This window comes from Pseudoalteromonas sp. QJM3NY_22 (assembly GCF_056173065.1).
Genome location: NZ_CM149655.1, coordinates 1,335,173 through 1,354,301, shown reverse-complemented (window position 1 = coordinate 1,354,301; position 19,129 = coordinate 1,335,173). Strand labels below are relative to the sequence as shown.

At 38.3% G+C, this 19,129-nt stretch carries 18 protein-coding genes; 4 read left to right on the top strand and 14 right to left on the bottom strand.

Features of this window, described 5'->3' with window-relative positions; genetic code table 11:
- The first annotated feature begins 338 nt into the window (after positions 1-338).
- Entirely contained in the window at positions 339-1,886 is a 1,548-nt protein-coding gene (locus AC0VZ4_RS05950) for a methyl-accepting chemotaxis protein (protein ID WP_475441190.1), read from the top strand.
- Between the two features lie 108 nt (positions 1,887-1,994).
- Here AC0VZ4_RS05950 and clpB read toward each other — a convergent pair whose 3' ends face one another.
- The 3 genes from clpB to rluD form a co-directional block, all read right to left on the bottom strand.
- Entirely contained in the window at positions 1,995-4,571 is a 2,577-nt protein-coding gene (gene clpB / locus AC0VZ4_RS05945) for an ATP-dependent chaperone ClpB (RefSeq protein WP_475441189.1), read from the bottom strand.
- Between the two features lie 98 nt (positions 4,572-4,669).
- Positions 4,670-5,401, bottom strand: coding sequence for a peptidoglycan editing factor PgeF (gene pgeF / locus AC0VZ4_RS05940; protein ID WP_475441188.1), 732 nt, complete (start codon positions 5,399-5,401; stop codon positions 4,670-4,672).
- Positions 5,401-6,378, bottom strand: a complete 978-nt coding sequence (gene rluD, locus AC0VZ4_RS05935) for a 23S rRNA pseudouridine(1911/1915/1917) synthase RluD (protein ID WP_475441187.1) — start codon at positions 6,376-6,378, stop codon at positions 5,401-5,403. The genes pgeF and rluD overlap by 1 nt, the downstream gene beginning before the upstream one ends.
- 141 nt (positions 6,379-6,519) lie before the next feature.
- Between rluD and AC0VZ4_RS05930 the strand changes: the two genes are divergently transcribed.
- A complete protein-coding gene (locus tag AC0VZ4_RS05930; RefSeq protein ID WP_007378367.1) occupies positions 6,520-7,284 on the top strand; it encodes an outer membrane protein assembly factor BamD in 765 nt (254 codons plus the stop codon).
- A 465-nt stretch (positions 7,285-7,749) separates the two neighbouring features.
- Here the strand turns inward: AC0VZ4_RS05930 and AC0VZ4_RS05925 are convergent, their stop codons facing one another.
- A complete protein-coding gene (locus tag AC0VZ4_RS05925) occupies positions 7,750-8,088 on the bottom strand; it encodes a P-II family nitrogen regulator (RefSeq protein WP_096793484.1) in 339 nt (112 codons plus the stop codon).
- A gap of 160 nt (positions 8,089-8,248) precedes the next feature.
- Here AC0VZ4_RS05925 and AC0VZ4_RS05920 point away from each other — a divergent pair, with 160 nt between their 5' ends.
- Positions 8,249-8,797: a GspH/FimT family pseudopilin gene (locus AC0VZ4_RS05920; RefSeq protein WP_475441186.1), complete on the top strand. Its 549-nt coding sequence runs from the start codon at positions 8,249-8,251 to the stop codon at positions 8,795-8,797.
- Positions 8,798-8,878: 81 nt separating this feature from the next.
- Positions 8,879-9,418 carry a GspH/FimT family pseudopilin gene (locus tag AC0VZ4_RS05915; RefSeq protein ID WP_007378370.1) on the top strand — a complete coding sequence of 180 codons (540 nt, stop codon included), beginning with the start codon at positions 8,879-8,881 and terminating at the stop codon, positions 9,416-9,418.
- 201 nt (positions 9,419-9,619) lie between these two features.
- On the opposite strand, the gene AC0VZ4_RS05910 is transcribed toward AC0VZ4_RS05915, so the two are convergent.
- From AC0VZ4_RS05910 to lspA, 10 genes are all read right to left on the bottom strand, one after another.
- Positions 9,620-10,039, bottom strand: coding sequence for a type IV pilin protein (locus tag AC0VZ4_RS05910; protein ID WP_007378371.1), 420 nt, complete (start codon positions 10,037-10,039; stop codon positions 9,620-9,622).
- 10 nt (positions 10,040-10,049) lie between these two features.
- Positions 10,050-13,316: a pilus assembly protein gene (locus tag AC0VZ4_RS05905; RefSeq protein WP_475441185.1), complete on the bottom strand. Its 3,267-nt coding sequence runs from the start codon at positions 13,314-13,316 to the stop codon at positions 10,050-10,052.
- A gap of 1 nt (position 13,317) precedes the next feature.
- A complete protein-coding gene (locus tag AC0VZ4_RS05900; protein ID WP_337150892.1) occupies positions 13,318-13,821 on the bottom strand; it encodes a pilus assembly protein PilX in 504 nt (167 codons plus the stop codon).
- Positions 13,809-14,810, bottom strand: a complete 1,002-nt coding sequence (locus AC0VZ4_RS05895) for a PilW family protein (RefSeq protein WP_475441184.1) — start codon at positions 14,808-14,810, stop codon at positions 13,809-13,811. Before AC0VZ4_RS05895 ends, AC0VZ4_RS05900 begins: the two co-directional genes overlap by 13 nt.
- Before the next feature lie 2 nt (positions 14,811-14,812).
- Entirely contained in the window at positions 14,813-15,373 is a 561-nt protein-coding gene (gene pilV, locus AC0VZ4_RS05890) for a type IV pilus modification protein PilV (RefSeq protein WP_475441183.1), read from the bottom strand.
- A 127-nt stretch (positions 15,374-15,500) separates the two neighbouring features.
- Positions 15,501-16,202 carry a LytR/AlgR family response regulator transcription factor gene (locus AC0VZ4_RS05885; protein WP_475441182.1) on the bottom strand — a complete coding sequence of 234 codons (702 nt, stop codon included), beginning with the start codon at positions 16,200-16,202 and terminating at the stop codon, positions 15,501-15,503.
- Positions 16,199-17,233, bottom strand: coding sequence for a sensor histidine kinase (locus tag AC0VZ4_RS05880; protein ID WP_475441181.1), 1,035 nt, complete (start codon positions 17,231-17,233; stop codon positions 16,199-16,201). The genes AC0VZ4_RS05885 and AC0VZ4_RS05880 overlap by 4 nt, the downstream gene beginning before the upstream one ends.
- 29 nt (positions 17,234-17,262) lie before the next feature.
- On the bottom strand, positions 17,263-18,192 hold the full coding sequence (gene ispH, locus AC0VZ4_RS05875; RefSeq protein WP_475441180.1) for a 4-hydroxy-3-methylbut-2-enyl diphosphate reductase: 930 nt from the start codon (positions 18,190-18,192) through the stop codon (positions 17,263-17,265).
- Positions 18,192-18,632, bottom strand: a complete 441-nt coding sequence (gene fkpB, locus AC0VZ4_RS05870) for an FKBP-type peptidyl-prolyl cis-trans isomerase (protein WP_002958231.1) — start codon at positions 18,630-18,632, stop codon at positions 18,192-18,194. Before fkpB ends, ispH begins: the two co-directional genes overlap by 1 nt.
- Complete coding sequence (lspA, locus tag AC0VZ4_RS05865) at positions 18,629-19,129, bottom strand: signal peptidase II (protein WP_475441179.1); 501 nt, start codon at positions 19,127-19,129, stop codon at positions 18,629-18,631. Before lspA ends, fkpB begins: the two co-directional genes overlap by 4 nt.

Below are 19,129 nucleotides of genomic sequence, written 5' to 3'. Positions count from 1 at the left end.
ATACAATTTTTTTGCATGGGTATTTAACCTAAAAAACGTGAAGACTCACGCGACTCAAAATCTCTCATTGCAGTACTTACGTTGTTGAATCCACTTGCAGTCGATTCATTTTATTCTGAGTTCAAAGTAAAGATTAAATTTCATCAATAAATAGACCGGCACTTACACGACATTGGCTCACCTAACTTTCAATAATCAGCTTAACAATTCAATTACTTGATGTAGATCATAAAAATATGAAATTTAAATTATAAGTACTAAAGAAATACTTTGTTTTTTTGCTTTGTAGTTAACAAGCAATATAATGACGCCAACGATAAAGGATGATAAAAAATACAATGCGCAATAATAAAAGCTTAAAAAATGAAGAAGTCCATTTTGATGAGTCACAAGAACTTGTTTCTACGACTGACCTAAGGGGAGTAATAACTTATGCTAATCAAGAGTTTTGTATCATCGCTGGATACACCTCAGAAGAACTCATAGGAAAAAATCATAATATAGTACGTCATCCTGATATGCCTAAAGCAGCATTTAAAGAAATGTGGGATATCTTAAAACAAGGCCATTCTTGGCGAGGTATGGTAAAAAATCGCTGTAAAGATGGCCGCTACTATTGGGTTGATGCATTTGTAACGCCTATTTTTGAACATGGTCAGCTTATTGGCTATCAATCTGTAAGAACAAAACCAAGCCAACAACTAAAACAACAAGCACAAGACTTATATAATAAAATAAATGCGGGTAAGTCACTATTTAGCCTCAAAGAACAAACAACAATAAGACAAAGCATCAGCTTTGTATGCGTATTACTATGGCTAATTTATGTTGCTCTATTTGGTTCGCTAAGCATTGCCTTAATAAACTTATTTATTTGCTGTTTAGTTATTGCTCTTAATTATGAAGAGCTAATTGTGACACCTAAAATATTACGTGATCAAAAAGCTAAGTCTGATTCGGTATCTCGTTATATTTATAGCGGCTATAACCCACATAGTATAAGTGATTACAGAGAACAAATGATCAGTGCAAAATTACGTACTGTATTGGGTCGTATGAAAGATTCAACATTAAGCTTTAATAACATTGCGACCGACTTAGATAAACAATCCGCGATGACTGAAAAAGGTATTGCGGCACAAGGTGAGCGTTTAGAACAAATAGCATCAGCTATGGCACAAATGAGCTCAACAATTGGTGAAATATCAAATAGCACCACAGAAACAGCAGATAAAGTAAACCTCACTCACCAAAGCTGCTCTGATATTAAAAATCATATTGCCGAAAACAGTATCATGGTGTCTGATTTAGCAACACAGGTGGAACAAGCCGCGACAACCGCAAGCAGCTTAGCTTCTGAGGCTGATAAAATAGGTCAAGTGATGAGTGAAATTGAAGGGATTGCGGATCAAACAAACTTACTGGCATTAAATGCAGCAATAGAAGCAGCAAGAGCAGGCGAACATGGTCGAGGCTTTGCCGTTGTAGCAGATGAAGTAAGAACTCTGTCGTCAAGGACTCAAAATGCAACAACACAAATCCATAGCTCAATTAAAGAAATACAAGATACCTTATTTAGCTGGTCTAAAGTAATGCAGAGCACTAAAACTCAAGCCGATACTTGCGTAGATACAACCGCTAAAACTCAGATCGAACTTGATGGTATTTTTGTTCAAATAAGTGAGATTTCTCAACTAGCAATTCAAATATCGACTGCAGCAGAAGAGCAACAGGTAGTTAGTAATGATATTGGTAATAATGTATCGCAGATTAAGGGGTTTGGTGACGAAAATCTCAATTTAAGTTTTAATGTCGCAAAAGGTGCAGCAGAGCTGGTTGAAGGTTCTCGTAAAGTAAATGACCTTTTACTTACGTTTAAAGTTTAAATTAGCACCTATAAAAAAGCCGCTGATTGAAGTGGCCCACAATAATTGGAATGTCCAACTATTGGGTGTCACTTTAGGTAGCGGCTTTATATATTTAATTTCTATTGATTAGCGGTTTGTAAATACTAGGCCTTCATCGGTTGCATCAATAATGATAACACTGCTAGGTAGATAATCACCACTGAGTAACTTTTGCGCGAGTGGATTTTCAATGGTTTGTTGAATCGCACGTTTAAGTGGACGCGCGCCATAAACGGGATCAAAACCACTTGCTGCAATGCGTTCAAGCGCAGTGTCCGTTATTTCCAGTAAGTAACCCATTTCAGTTAAACGCTCACGTAATTTCATTAACTGAATATCAGCAATCTCTTTGATATGTTCGTTAGCTAATGGATGAAATACCACCGTCTCGTCTATACGGTTTATAAATTCAGGTCTAAATTCATTTATTAATACATCCATCACTTTAGCTTTAAGTGTTGTGTAATCATTATTTCCAGCCTGCTCTTGAATAATATCTGAGCCTAGGTTTGAAGTCATAATAATAACGGTATTTTTAAAATCAACGGTTCTACCTTGTCCGTCGGTTAGACGACCATCATCTAATACTTGCAGTAAGATATTAAATACATCAGGGTGTGCTTTTTCGATTTCATCAAGCAGTATTACCGAATAAGGTTTACGACGCACTGCTTCAGTTAAGTACCCCCCTTCTTCATAACCCACATAACCAGGAGGTGCTCCAACTAAACGCGCAACTGAATGTTTTTCCATAAACTCAGACATGTCGATACGCACCATGGCATCTTCGGTATCAAACATAAAACCAGCCAGTGCTTTAGTTAGCTCTGTTTTACCAACCCCCGTTGGGCCTAAAAATAAAAATGAGCCAATCGGACGGTTAGGATCAGCAAGTCCGGCACGTGAGCGTCGTATTGCGTTAGAAACAGCAACAACAGCCTCATCTTGCCCAATTACTTTGCCGTGAAGTTTTTCTTCCATTTGCAGTAGCTTTTCACGCTCACCTTGTAGCATTCTCGATACCGGTATACCGGTCCAGCGAGAGAGTATTTCTGCTATTTCATCCTCTCCCACTTGGTTTTTAAGCAGAGTCATTTCTTGCATTTCGGCTTGTGAGGCTAAATCAAGCTTTCGTTCAAGCTCTGGAATTCGCCCGTATTGCAGCTCTGACATACGCTGTAAATCACTCGCTCTTCGCGCTACATCTAAATCTAATCTTGCTTGTTCAAGCTCAGCTTTAATTACTTGCGTGCCTTGAAGTGATGCTTTTTCAGCATTCCATATCTCGTCTAGCTCACGATATTGCCCATCAAGGTCGGTGATCAACTCTTGCATTTCAGCTCGGCGTTTTTGGCTTGCTTCGTCTTTTTCTTTCGCTAGTGCATTATCTTCTAACTTTAGTTGGATAATACGACGTTCGAGTTTATCCAATGACTCTGGTTTTGAATCAATTTGCAAACGAATTGAAGAACCCGCTTCATCAATCAAGTCAATCGCTTTATCCGGTAGCTGGCGATCACTAATATAGCGGTGAGATAACTGCGCCGCAGCAACAATAGCGGGATCTGTAATTTCTACTGAATGATGTAACTCATATCGCTCTTTCAAGCCGCGTAATATAGCAATGGTATCCTCGACTGAAGGCTCTTCAATGAGTACTTTTTGGAAGCGACGTTCAAGCGCTGCGTCTTTCTCTATGTATTTACGGTATTCATCAAGCGTGGTTGCGCCAACACAATGTAATTCACCGCGCGCTAATGCTGGTTTTAGCATATTGCCCGCATCCATTGCGCCGTCACTTTTGCCCGCACCCACAATGGTGTGTATTTCATCAATAAATAAAATGACTTGGCCTTCTTCTTTAGCCAGTTCATTTAATACTGATTTTAAACGTTCTTCAAATTCGCCACGGTATTTAGCACCCGCAACTAACGCGCCTAAATCAAGTGATAGTACGCGTTTATTTTTTAATCCTTCTGGTACTTCACCATTAATAATACGCTGCGCTAAGCCCTCAGCGATTGCTGTTTTACCAACGCCAGGCTCACCTATTAGTACAGGATTGTTTTTAGTCCTGCGCTGCAGAACCTGAATCGTACGGCGAATCTCATCATCACGGCCTATAACAGGGTCAAGCTTACCCTGCTCAGCGCGTTCAGTTAAATCAATGGTGAACTTTTCTAATGCTTGGCGTGTTTCTTCTGCATTTGGATCATCAACTTTTTGACCTCCACGAATCGCCTTAATCGCACTCTCAACTTTGCTGGCGGTTATATTTAACGCTTTAAAAATAGTCCCAAGCGGGCCTTTATCATCACATGCAACAAGTACAAATAATTCACTAGAGATGTATTTATCTTTACGCTTTTGCGCATATTTATCGCATAAGTTGATAAGCGACACCATATTATTGGACAGTTGAACATCACCGCCGACCCCTTCTACTTTAAATAGCTTTTCTATTTCTTGGGAGAGCTTGGTATTGAGTTCGTCTGCACTTATGCCTATTTGGGCAAATAGCGCTCGAACACTTGATCCGCTTTGCTGAAGCAATGAGTACATTAAGTGTACAGGTTCAATAAATTGATGATCGCGGCCAAGTGCCAGCGATTGCGCATCAGAAAGCGCAGATTGAAATTTACTTGTAAATCGATCTAAACGCATAAGGGTTTACCTATCAAATAATCTAATTGCTTAATTAATGGGTATGTTTAGGCGTTTGTTCAAGGTGTAGCAGAAAATATAATCACAACAATGATAAATTACTTGCGCCAGATCAAACTTGCCATGCGTCCAGTTTGGCCATCACGACGATAAGAAAAAAACAGGTCTTTGCGAGAAACAGTGCAGTACTCTCCCCCTGTAATTTTTTTTATACCTGATTGATTTAGTAATATACGAGCAATATTATAAATATCGGCAAGGTATTTGTGGTTAGTTTGTAGTTTAAACGCTTCAACAAAAAGAGATGACTGTGCTTGAAATAGCTCAAAAACGTCTGAGCCAACTTCGAATTTATTTGGACCAATAGCAGGACCTAACCATGCATTGATATCCTCATGCTTTGCATCAAAACAATCAAGAGTACTTTTAATTATACCCTGCTCTAACCCTCGCCACCCTCCGTGAATGGCCGCAACTTCATTGCCATCATTACTACTTAATAATATGGGAAGGCAATCAGCGGTCATAATAGCAAGTGGTTGATCAATTAGTTGTGTATAAAGAGCATCAGCATTATGTAACTCAGTGAAGTCAAAATGCTCATCAACAATAACAACATTGTTACTGTGAACTTGATTTAGCCATACCGCTGGTTTTGGAATATGCGTATTTAACAATGCGCGATTTTTTAATACGTACTCTTTATTATCACCAACATGAAGTCCAAGGTTTAAACTTTTAAATGGGACTTGAGAAACACCACCTTCACATGTAGTACTTAACGTACCTACATTATGAAGGTTTTGCCATGTCGCTGATAATAAATTCACTATCTATCTATATCAGGATTAGCTTTGGTGTCTTCGCGTAGTGCTAGCGTCATAGCAACCATATCATCAGGTATAGGCGCTTGCCATGTCATCATTTCACCCGTAATAGGATGAGCAATGCTTAATTTAACCGCGTGGAGAGCTTGGCGTCTAAAACTACGAAGTAGCTCAAATAACTCAGGAGTTGCACCTTTTGGTGGACGCGGACGGCCGCCATAAGACTGATCACCTATTAATGGGTGATTTAAGTAAGCCATATGAACACGAATTTGGTGTGTACGACCGGTTTCTAAGCGCAAACGTAAGCGAGTATGTGCGCGAAACTTTTCAGCCACACGGTAATGCGTAATAGCAGGTTTGCCCATTTCATGAACAGCCATGTGTGTACGCTGTATCGCATGGCGACCAATAGGCTTTTCAATCATGCCACCAGCGGTCATGGTTCCATTACAAAGTGCTTCATATTCACGGGTGAAGTTTTCACGTTTTTGCAATGCTGTCACTAAATGCGTTTGTGCAGGGATGGTTTTAGCTACAACCATTAATCCTGTCGTATCCTTATCTAATCTGTGCACAATACCAGCTCGCGGAACATTGATAATTTCCGGGTAGTGATGTAATAGCGCATTTAATACTGTGCCATCAGGATTACCTGCCCCAGGGTGAACCACAAGCCCCATTGGTTTATTAATTACCAAAATATGATTGTCTTCATAAACTATGTTCAAATCGATGTTTTGTGCAAGGTATTCTCGCGGTGCTTCAATAGTTGTTTCAACATTAAGAAGCTCACCACCTAATAACTTAGTACGTGGTGTGTTTAATATTTCGCCATCAACAGTAATTTTATCATCCAAAATCCATGTTTTTATACGTGAACGTGAATAATCAGGGAACAATTGCGCTAATACTTGGTCTAGACGTTTACCACCTAAGTCGGTCGGAACCTCGGCTTGAAGAGAAATTTGCTCTGTCATTAGTAACTTTACCCAATTTACCAGTGCAAGCTTTGCTCGACTGGGTTAGAATCGCTTTTAATAAAAGCATAATATAATACGTATAGTTTACTCGGTTTTACCGACTTGGCCTAGCCGAAGACATCGAAGGTAACAAATAAAATGATAAATAAAATAGGGAAACGTGCATTTGCCATTGTTTTTTCAGTTTCTGTACTTAGTTTAGGCGCTTGTTCGTCTGCGCCTGACCAAGAAGATATTCAACGTGTACCAAACAGATCAGCACAAGCTTTGTATGAAGATGCAAAAGAAACACTAGATTCTGGTTTATATGCACGTGCAATTGAACTTCTAAGTGCAATAGATTCTCGTTATCCATTTGGCCCGTTTTCTAAGCAAGTACAAATGGATTTAGTGTATGCGCATTATCAATCGGGTAATACAGAGCAAGCATTAGCAACAGTCGATCGCTTTATACGCCTCAACCCAAATCATAAAGATTTAGATTACATGTATTACATGCGTGGTTTGGTAAACATCAAAGCAGACAAAAATGCATTTCAAGAATACTTTGGTGTAGATAGAGCTGACCGTGATGCAAACCGAACACGTGTTGCATTTACCGATTTATCAACATTGGTTAAACGTTTTCCAGATAGTGATTATGCACCAGAAGCTAAACGTCGTTTGGTGTGGCTGTTAAACCGCATGGCACGTTACGAATTAAAAGTAGCGACTTACTATTACGAACGTGAAGCTTATTTAGCAGCAGCTAATCGTGGTAAATTTGTTGTTGAGCATTATTCACAAAGCAGCTATTTAGACCCTGCTCTTGAAATGATGGAAAAAAGTTACGACAAACTAGGGTTAACTGAACTTAGCAAACATGCAAAGCAAACGCGAAAACTGAATAATAGAACCAAATAGAAAAAGCGCTTGTAAGCTGCCTCTTATACACAAACCCCTGCTAAGTAATTAGCTGGGGTTTTTTATTAGGGGTGTGTGCAGGACACGGGATCTTTGCTCAATTTTGACTTGTTTTCTCACGGATGTAAGCCAATAGCATCAAACAGGGGCAGTTACCAAGCCCACTAAGTTACAAACCTCGCGCCGTGATTACCCCCCCTAAATAGAACAAATTTTAAGCCTGAAAGGTAATACCAATCTGCTTATATATGGGGTCTATTTAACGTTAAGAAAATTACGCTAGAACAAGGCAAAAATTTTTGTACCTAGTTGTTCTCGGCAATTGCTCCCTGCATTGCTCTACCTCCTGCATACATGCAGTCGTAAATAAAAAATTTTTAACGACGTTATAGTGCAATTTAATTCGTTAAATTGATCAAAGATTTATGCAGGTTGGTATAAACAGATCCTGTATTAATTTAAACGTTAAATCGCGTCTTCATCTTCTTCTGCTGTTCGGATCCGTACGACACGCTCAACATCAGTGACAAATATTTTACCGTCACCTATTTTTCCTGTTTGCGCTGTTTTAACGATAACTTCTATAGCACGTTCAACATCATCATCACCAAGTACGATGTCTAATTTTACTTTTGGCAAAAAATCAACCATATACTCCGCACCACGATACAGCTCAGTGTGCCCTTTTTGACGACCAAAACCTTTAACTTCACTTACGGTCATTCCATTGATACCTATTTCAGACAATGCTTCACGTACATCATCGAGTTTAAAAGGCTTAATAATTGCTTCTATTTTTTTCATGTTAACTACTTTTTTAAAGCTTCAGATGCTTCGATTTTAGACAATCATAGAGTTCATAGCAAACAAAGCAATTGAATGACGGTGATAAAACAATCAACCATGGTATAATTTACCAAATAAAAATAGCTATACTTAAACAACTCGCAGTAATGAGATTAATATGAACAATAAACAAAACGGATTCACCCTTTTAGAATTAATGGTCACTGTTGCTATTGTGGGTATTATTGCCTCTATTGCCTTTTGGAACAGTAGCGACATGCTTGAAGAAAATAGGGCTGAAAATTTTTTGTTAGAGTTGAAAAGAAATATTAGCTATGCACGTTCTCAAGCAGCAAGTACTGATGAAATAATGGTGCTATGCCCTGGACCATTAAATAAGATAAGCGAAAATAAATTCTTTAATTGTCAAAATACATGGCAAGGCGATTCGGTAATAGCATTATTTGTTGATAAAAATAACAATGGTAAATTTAATAGAAAAACAGACACTATTTTTAGAGCAATGGAAAAAATTAGTTCTACAGATAAATTAAAATACACTGGAAATGAAAAAATGCTGCGCTTTAATACCAGCGGTCGTATCACGACTAATCCAGGCGACTTTATCTTTTGCCCCAATAACGGTACTGAAAACAATAAAGCGCTCAGAGTTTCCCAATCAGGAATAGCCTTTTATCTAGGAGATACCACAGAAAAATGTGATTAAAAAACACACTAATTAAATTTGTCATATTCTGATTATTTACTAGACTAAATTAATCATTTAGATTGATTTAAGGCTTCAGGGATGAGGTTTAAAACACGTTCAAACAAAATATTAGGGATAATTCTCATAGAGTTAATGGTGGCTTTATCAATCATTGCTATCATCAGTCAGCTTTCAATATGGTTCTTTTCAGATTTTTTAGCCTTAAATCGTGCCGACAATCAAGTTAACCTATTACATCGTAATATTAACTACGCACGGCTGTATGCAATCGAAAATAGCACCTACGTTACGCTATGTACGTTAAAAGAAAAGGAATGTGTGAAAGATGATTGGGACGGTCGAATCTCTTTATTTATCGATAATGATAAATCCACTACACTAAATAACGATGAACTACTTTTGAGTACATTTGAACATACTCATGATGCAGATAGCTTAAAATACCCTCGTGATGCAATAACTTTTAGGCCTGACGGTTCACTAAATGGCTTTCAAAATGGCACTTTTATCTATTGTCCAAATAGCGACAAGGCAAATCTTGAAGGGCTTGCCTTGTCAGTAAGTCAAACGGGTCGAATACGAATTAAATCAACCGATATATGTCAAAAAAGTAACTAACCTGAACTCTGGTTAAGAGGTTTACTAACGTATTTAATCATAGTGATGTTTAAATTTATTTTCTCTAGCCAGAGATTTTCAGTGAAAACAAGGCTAATTTACTTGCAATAGCTGACCTATTGCAAGTAAATTCAACGCAGTCAGTACTGAAAATAGCTGCTTGAGATAGATTTATTATCCAAAGTTCAGGTTAACTAATAATTACCGACCCCAACAATAGTCAACGTCAGTAGCTCCTTTAGTACCTTTTGCACCCTTTAAGCCAATATCAGTAATAGATAGTTCAGTACAATCACCATCACCTTTTACTGCGCCACCTATGGGCTTTGCTTTAATGGTAAACGTATTCGTTTGTTTCACTTCGATACTGAGTTCAAAATGTTTACTTTCTGTTTTATTATTAATACCAAGGTTATCAAACGATTCTGTGTATTCCCTATTATCAACAAAAAACTGCTCTTCTTTATTTGCCGCATCCAATAATGCCGCAGCGGCTTCAGCACGCGAAGTGCGCTTAACATACTCAGTGTAATTAGGTAATGCTATTGAAGCTAATATACCAACGATAGCAACAGCTATCATTAGCTCAATTAACGTAAATCCACCTTGTTTATTGCTCATCTATTTTTCCTTAATTTTTGATTTCGTCATTTTCTTCACGCTTATAAATATAAGTTTGCTGCGTTTTGAAGCCAAAGCCGATAGGTTGAACATCATTAACTAACTTAATCTTACCATCAACAACATTTAACCCAGGCCCTACAATCTCGACTGGTTTCATTGGATTTTCAGCATTTTCGCCTTTGATGCCTGGGCCAATTAAATAGAACTGACTTTCCATTTTAACATCTATGTCTGTATCAATGATATCTGGTGGTGTGGGGTCATTTTCATCCAGAATAGGCTCTGCATCACATTTACCATTGTTATTTGCATCCACACAAGATTCTCCTTCGCCAAAATAAAGCTGTGCTGTATCGGGTACATCATAACTCGTGGAAAATTTTAATTCGTCATACACTTTCGTCCCGTAGTGTAAATGGAATGCATATAAAGAACCTCCTCCCCCACTAAGCGAGCATTGGTTTTCAGTTGACGTATCTGAAGCTGGCTTAAATGATGAAAAATAAGCAACACCACCTACAACGGCAGCTGCAGCTAACGACTTTTCACCTGTGCCTAATTCATAGTGCCAGCCCTTGAATCCAGCTAAATCTACTTCTAAGTTGACAAATTTATCAACATCATTTAATGCATTACCGAAAGGGTCTAAATTCATCGGCATTAAATCAGCTAGTTTAATCGCATCTGGTGTATTTGTTGTAAACGTTCGTGTTACCGTATTTTCATCTCGAATCATTAACAATTGATCTTTTTCATTGGTATCATTCGGTTTCGAACGATTACCGCTCCCTAATACAACAGCATCAAAGGGTGTATCTAGCCGAGTTATAACTTTTTTACCATTTACAGTCACTTCAGAAACTTTGCTAAACATCGTTCTTACTATTAATGGGTTATAAAAAAAACGTCTATCTTCTGTTGCTTGACTACTCCCCAATTCAGCAAACTTAAAGTGACTAAATTTATTTACATCGTCTCCTGGCATATCAATACGCCATATATCTCCTCCAGTATCAGATGCGTAAATTCTGTCAATGTATCCATCGTAATCAGAATCAAGTAAAGAAACATTAGCAGCAATACTGTGTTCGCCCTCAAATCCATTAATATCAGGGGTGAGCGCCCATACTCTTTTTCCTGTTTCAGCTTCAACAATATAAATACCTCTACCTATATTATCTTTACTTCGAATAGCCGCATCCTTATTCGTATCATACCCTGCACCAAACACAAGTAACGGCTTATCACCAAATGCTTTTATGTAAGCAATCTGTGGCTTTGACCACGTTTGAGCTAATTCTTTAAAATCGCCTTTACCACCTTCGATCGGCTGTGCCCACAATTTTTTTGGCTCACTAGGGTCTGAAATATCAAGTGCATAATAGTTTTTACCACCACGTCGCATACCTGCTACAGCCCAGACTTGATCACCTTGACTTGCATCAATAACACCATCATTTAAGCCATTATCATTTAGGTTTTTATTATTAAAATAAACACTAATCGGCCCATCCATACCATACAGTTTACCGGTTTCATTATTGCGAAGAGGTTTAATAATGTCATATAGATCAGAAGGTATAAATGCCCAACTTTCGCTCACTTCATTATTAACATCATCATCTTTGAACATATGCAGAAATCCAGCATTAGTGCCTATTAGAATACGAATATCATCATTGCCATAATCTATCGCTATCGGTTTAGAATGCAGGGGGTCACCAAAAATATTACCTCTTTGATCTGTTCTATCGCCATCACCGTTTTCATCATCAACATCAATGCCCATAGACCATTTAATATCAGAGCTACTTAAAGTAATCGGATTGTCATCTAATGAATCAAGTATCTCGCTTACAATCGTGGTGTTAAATTCAACAATACTTCCTTGCTTATTTGTATAAAGATTCCGCCTTTTTAAAGCATCACTGCCAGTGAGTGAGCTTAAGTGATAATTTACACCACCCTCGGCAACCAAACTTCCATCAGCTGACTGATCCTTTGGTAACCAATAGGTTTTTGCATCATCATCAATCAAACCATCCGAATCAAGCGCCGCTTTATTTGTTGAATCAATAATACGGCTACCAGAAACTTTTAATTTTTTTAAATTTCCTTTCCACCTAGTACCTATTTCAGGATAGAACATAGCAAAATAAATAGCATTTCGACTACGAGTTTGATCGACGTTATTACTCGCTACAGATGGCGATGAAAAGCTATCATTTACTTCTCGAATTTTAGAAATTGCTTTATTTAGTGACTTAGATAATTCATCTGGGGTACTGGCTGGAAAGTTTTCGCCACCACCTAATGACGCAGCTTTAACTAAAAGCTCTTGCCCCTTAGCACTCATTCCAGAGCCAAAACCTATTGTGTATAGACGGCCTGTCTCGTGAATATCAGGAGTCGCTGGATACAAGTCTACTTTTACATTACTCGTACCATGAATAATTTTAGCCAATTGATGTAAATAGCTACTGTAGTAACTATCAGTACTCCAATTTAGGCTTTGCCCAAAGTACTTTTTATGCTCATCACTAATAACGCTATCACTATCATTATCCCCTAACGGATCACCATCAGTCATATAAATAATATTTACTGAGTTATCACAACGCTTCGCTTCCTCTACGCTGTCATTAAATGGCGAAACATACGTATAAGTAGTTTGTGTATCATAATAGTTATAACAAACCTTTCTGCGATATCGTCCCCAACCAGTCCAATAACAATGCTCTTTTTCAATCTGAGTCGTTACAATATCTTCAACACTGGTATCTCTTTCAACTTCGCTTGCTCCCAAACCATAGCTCACACCTTGCCCTGTAATATATAAATAGGCTTCCCAGAGTGTCTCTGTTAGAGGTGTTCCACCATCCGCTGGTAAATTTGCGATTGACGATTTAACCACAGAGGGGTCTTTCCCCAAGCCATTTATAATATAACCGCCATCGGTCTCTTTAAAACGCATTAAACCGAAGTCAATATTATCGTTATCTTCTATAACTTTATTCATCGCATATTGTGCCGCACCTAGGCGACTATCCGAGCATAATATATAGCGCCTTAGATTATTACTGTAACCACAATCATTACCCGAACTTGATGAAAATGCCATACTTCCTGATGTATCAAATATAAGTAGCACACGTGGTTTTTCATCCACGTTAATATTATGATTCACGTAAAGCTCTATATCCTCAGCGATAGCCGGTACACTCAGTGTTAATCCTAAAGATGCAGCAAATAATTTATTTAATTTAAATCTCATTTTAAATTCCTTTGCCTGTACTAGCCATTTGTTGAGCAATACCGGTAACAATGGTTAACTGATGCTTGCTTTTAGAGCCATACTCTATTGTTGTTGATACTTGCATCATATTGCAAGCAACCCCTTTTGTGCAGCTATAGCACCTCGGACATTCCAGATTAAGTGCGCCTTTATTTAAGTTAATCATTTTACTTGGCATACCATTATGTTCAGCAATAAGCATTCCGTCGGTGCTTTTGTCAGCTATTTTAGTGACTTCCTCGGGTGACAAGAAGAACTGATTAGCCGCACCTTTATTTGCTTCCTCAGCAATCACGCGAAGTACTTCGCCTATCAATTCATTTTCAGCTACTTCTCGCTCTTGTGCTGCATTCGTAATTTTAATATCAATACTGCTACTGCTCATTAATGTTACCGCAATACCCGTGACAGCAATTACCATTATCAAAGCGGTAATCAGTACAACACCTTGTTGCTTAATTTGTGATTTCATTAAATGCGCCATAAATTTTCCCCAACGTTATTTAATCGAATAGTCGTTGTAAAAACAGTTCGCCTAAAATTATCTGTAAATTGTAATTCTCTATTATCTGCATCTTCGCCTAACGTGTATGTTTGATTTTTAATGCTAAGGTCCGCATCAGGTTGTAGGGCCCGTATCAATAAAAATACTTGCACAGTTAAAATTCCTTTGCGATTTTCCCAATCGGCTGGAACCATATTATCAATGCTCTTATACATATCTATTCGACTATCATTTGTTGTGTCTAAGCCAAAAACAAAACGCATATTTTCGACCCCTTCCATTATTGTTTCGGTTTTCATAGCATCGTCAACCAAACGTTTACGCATTAATGCAGGAACCGTTAACTTATTATTATTTACCGTATAGGTTTGATTAGAAATATAATAAACATGGTGACTATACGGCCACACCGTCGCATTAATATTTAGCGTCGCGGGATCAACAATATTTCGCACAAATTGTGCACGCTCTTGCTCTGCTATAAAGTAATTTTCTTTATTTTGTGTTTCATTACTGCCCGCTTTAACTGTAATTGGATCACCCTGTAAAAACTTAAGCTGCAGGATATCCGTTCCACCTATTGGATTAGTTACGCAATTAAGCTCTTTTACGGCTCCCGCTGTTTTGGCATAAATAGTGCGAAAGTTAGTGGTACTGGAGAGATCTGGGAAACTGCCGTTATTTAACCCTTCATGGCAATCATTTGCTGCATTAGGTGTTGCTAATGTAGTCGTGTTCGCTGATGTAAATGAATCATCATAAAATGTTCCCCAAAACCCAATTTGCTCAATATCTCGTTGCATTATATTTATAGCTAAGCGACCTGACTCTTGCAGCTCGCCTATTGTCATAGTGTCTCGAGTTGTTACTTTCATGCCGATGTAGGTAAACATGACACCACCAAGTACAAGACCACCAATAAAAAGAGAGATCATGACTTCTATAAGTGTAAACCCTTTTTGTTTCATGTTTAGCTCCTGAGATAAATATAACTGGTCAAAACAACTAGACGGCGTCGTTTATCTGCTGTCCCGCATTCAATATCGCCCGTCGCTTTATTAGCGGTAAATTCTTGCCTGCCTTGCCACGAGACAACAACCTCTAAGTTGAATGCTTTACCGCCTGAGCCACCAATAGCTGAAGGGTTTATACATACTGTGGCCCCATCCAGCGTTCCTGTATTTTCACGAGCGCGTATAGCTCGTTTCCACTGTTCAATATCCAACAGCGCAATTTGTGCTGAACTGCATGAATTACTAAAACAAGTAGTTGTCGATTTCATAGCGGTTTCGCTATTAAACGTTTGTTTATAGAGTGTGCCTAATTGAGACGTATCATTAGCACGAATACGTTGAATAATATCGTTGCCAAGCGCTACAGCCGCAGCGCGCTGCATTGAATCAAAACTTGCTTGCTTTGCTTTAGCTTGTAGTGCGATAGCACCTAACAAGCCAAAGCTGAGAATAATAAATGCAATAAGCACTTCTATCAGTGTGAAACCTTTTTTGGAAGAGGGAGAGTAAGATTGCATAAAAAAACCGAATGAAAATTATCTAATTATTAGTTTATCTGCTAAATGGTAATGTTCAATCAGTACTACGATAGGCGGTTAAATTTGTTGATAAGCGGTTAACAGAATATATTTAAGAGGTATAAAATCAAAGCACGCTTTTGACAGCTTTGAGCTCACGACGACTAACAGGCCGTAACTCGCGACTCCCTTTAAGTTCAATCCTGTGAAGACTACTCCCTTGCGAATGCAAAGCAATAACCCTTTTTTTATTAACTAATGTATTACGATGAATTCGTAAAACATACGCTGGATAGAGTAATTCTAACTGCTTTAAACTTTGTTCTAGTAAAGCTTCTCCAGTTAAAAATACCATTTTGGTGTATTTTTCTTCTGCACTAAAATACAAAACATCTTTTATATCAACGCTACGTAGAGTACCAGCTAGCTGATAAGAAATTTTTACATTTTGCTGTTTTTGAATATGCACTTTGTTTAAACGCCCGACTTGTTTAAGCACCTTTTGCAATGATTGCTCTGAAATAGGTTTAACTAAATAACCCGCTGCGCTTAATTGTAAAGCATCGAAGGCATGCTCAGGGTGAGCAGTTATAAAAACAATTGCTGGAGGTAGAATTAAACTATTGAGCTCATTAGCAACTTGTAAACCATTCATTCCAGGCATATCAACATCTAAAAAGATCAAATCTGGCGTTTGCTTTTTAGCAAGTATTAGGGCTTCATTACCATTACTTGCCTCTCCTTGTACAACTATAGTTTTATCGTGTGCTAACAGACGGATTAAGCGCGATCTCGCAAGAGGTTCATCATCAACAATGAGTACATTCATACACTGCCCTCAATTAGCTTAGGGATCACAACCTTGACCCTAAACACATCATTTTTATTGGTAATTGTTAGCTGCGCTTTATTTTTATAATAAATATTTAATCGCTGGCGAATATTTTCAAGCGCCATGCCGTTATTAGGCCTAGTTTGAGCATTAGAAATTATTATGGGGTTAGATACAATCATGGTTATATAGCCGGTAGTAATATGCAGCTCTACTTTTATTTCTGCACCATGCTCACTTGTTTCAACGCCGTGGCATACCGCATTTTCAATTAATGGCTGCAGGGTTAAACAAGGAATACTCAATGCAGGTAGTTCATTGGGTATTTGCCAATCAACTCTTAAGCGGTTACCAAAACGCCAAGTTTCAAGTGCTATATATTGCTTACTCAGCGTTATTTCATCGTCAAGAGATACATTTTTTCCTGAGTGCATTGCAGCCTGCGATAAGGCGGCTAATGCTAAAATGGCTTGCTCTGCCGCATCGGCATCATGATGGGTAAGCTCTGCAGCAGTGTTTAAACTATTATATAAAAAATGAGGACGTATTCTAGCTTGTAAGGCATCAAGCTCAGCACGAGAGAGCGCCTTAGTTTGTTGCGCTTTTTCAAAATGAATTAATAAAAATTGGACGAATAAAGCAGCCAGCAAAGCAACTATAATGCAATTGCGAAGTGTGAAATAAATTAAGTTCTCTGTATTATCTATATCAAAAGCAAAATGTGAAAATAAAATACTAAAAATGCATGTAGATAATAAAAAAGAGGCAAAAAATAGACTCAACTGAAAAGCTTGAGTACGGTTCTGTAAAAAAAAACGACAAAAATATAAAGAAGAAGTGCCAACTAAAACAATTAAATGTAAAAATAAACTAATGATCCCAAGTCGAAGCCAAATATCGCCTTCTACATTGGGTGCAAAGGCTAAAACAATAGCAATAACTTGAGAAACAATAAGCGAAGCTAATACGCCTCGCTCATTAAAAAGAGCCGAAAAAAGCAAACCATCATTTTGAAGTGACTTGCTCATAACGATTCTCCTTTAATCTAAATTTTAAATTAACGTAGCTCTACAGGAACAGCAAATACTATATTCTCTTCTTCGCCTGGGTTTTCAACAACCTGTGTGCCACCTAGCTCTTTTAATCGGCTTATAACTTGTTGTACAAGTACTTCTGGCGCAGATGCTCCCGCAGTTACACCCACTGATTTAGAACCCGAAACCCACTGTTCTTGCACATCAGTTGCATCATCAATTAAATAAGCAACTGTGCCCATTTTATCTGCCAGCTCACGCAAGCGATTAGAATTAGAGCTATTTTTAGCGCCAACGACTAATAGCACATCAACTTTGTCAGCTAAGTCACGCACAGCGTCTTGACGATTTTGCGTTGCATAACAAATGTCATCTTTGCGCGGCCCATCAATTGATGGGAACTTACTACGTAACGCATCAATAACATCAGCTGTGTCATCAACTGAGAGTGTTGTTTGGCTACAATAAAAAAGGTTTTCAGCATTTTTTACATCAAGCACAGTTACATCGTCAACAGTTTCAACAAGGTAAATACCACCGGCTGAGTTATCATATTGTCCCATTGTCCCCTCTACTTCAGGGTGACCATGATGACCAATTAAAATACACTCAATACCTTTTCGACTCGCGCGTGTAACTTCCATATGTACTTTAGTTACAAGCGGACACGTTGCATCAAATACTTTTAAGTCACGGCGTTTAGCCTCGCTGCGAACAGCTTGCGATACGCCATGTGCGCTAAAAATAACAATGCTGTCGTCAGGTACTTGATCAAGCTCTTCAACAAAAACCGCACCACGGCTTTTTAGTCCATCAACCACATAGCGGTTATGAACTACTTCGTGGCGAACATAAATTGGCTTTTCAAAAATATCGAGAGCGCGCTCAACAATACTAATAGCACGGTCAACACCAGCGCAAAAGCCGCGTGGATTAGCTAATAATATTTCCATTAACCTTCTACCTCAATAATATCAACTTCAAACGTTAAACGCTGACCAGATAAAGGGTGATTAAAATCAATCGTTACCGACTCGCCTTGCACTTCACGTACTAAACCTGGAAGTTCAGTCCCATCAGGTTGAGTAAACGCAATAATTGCACCTACCTTAGCTGGTGTTTCTGGGCCAAACTTACTGCGATCAACATAGTAAATATTATCTGGGTTTGGCTGGCCAAACGCATCTTCAGGTTCTAATTCAAACGTTTTACTTTCGCCTGCAGTTAGCCCTAATAAACACTTTTCGAAGTTTGCCGTTAAGCTGCCATCGCCCATTGTTAATTTAGCAGGTTTATTGTGCACCTTGGTAGAGTCGGCGGCAGAGCCATCTTCTAATTTAATAGAAAAATGGAAAATAACTTGCGAGTTTTCACCAATTACAGCTTGGCTCATGCTTTATGCTCCTTCGGACTCTCACCGGTAAAGGCGTCAAATAACAATAGTGCTGCGCCAATACAAATAGCGCAATCAGCAATATTGAATACAGGAAAATGTGAGTCTTTATAAAATACGTGAATAAAGTCGATTACATAACCATACGCAATACGATCGTATAAATTACCAATAGCGCCTGCAAGTACCAACGCATAGGCACCGCATAGTACTTTGTTTGTTGCAGGTAAACGTTTTAGCCACCACACAAGCAAAGCACTAATAGCAATGGCAATTGCACTTAAAAACCAACGCTGCCAACCACCCGCTTCACTTAAAAAGCTATAAGCAGCACCATAATTATGCACATAAGTAATACTAAAAACAGGGAGTAAATTTATCGACTCTTGATAAGCTATTGTCCCTACAACAAGTGTTTTACTGGCAAAGTCTATTACTAAAAGTAATAGACTCAACCAAAGCCACACTAAACCACTTTTTTGGGCTAGTTTGCTCAC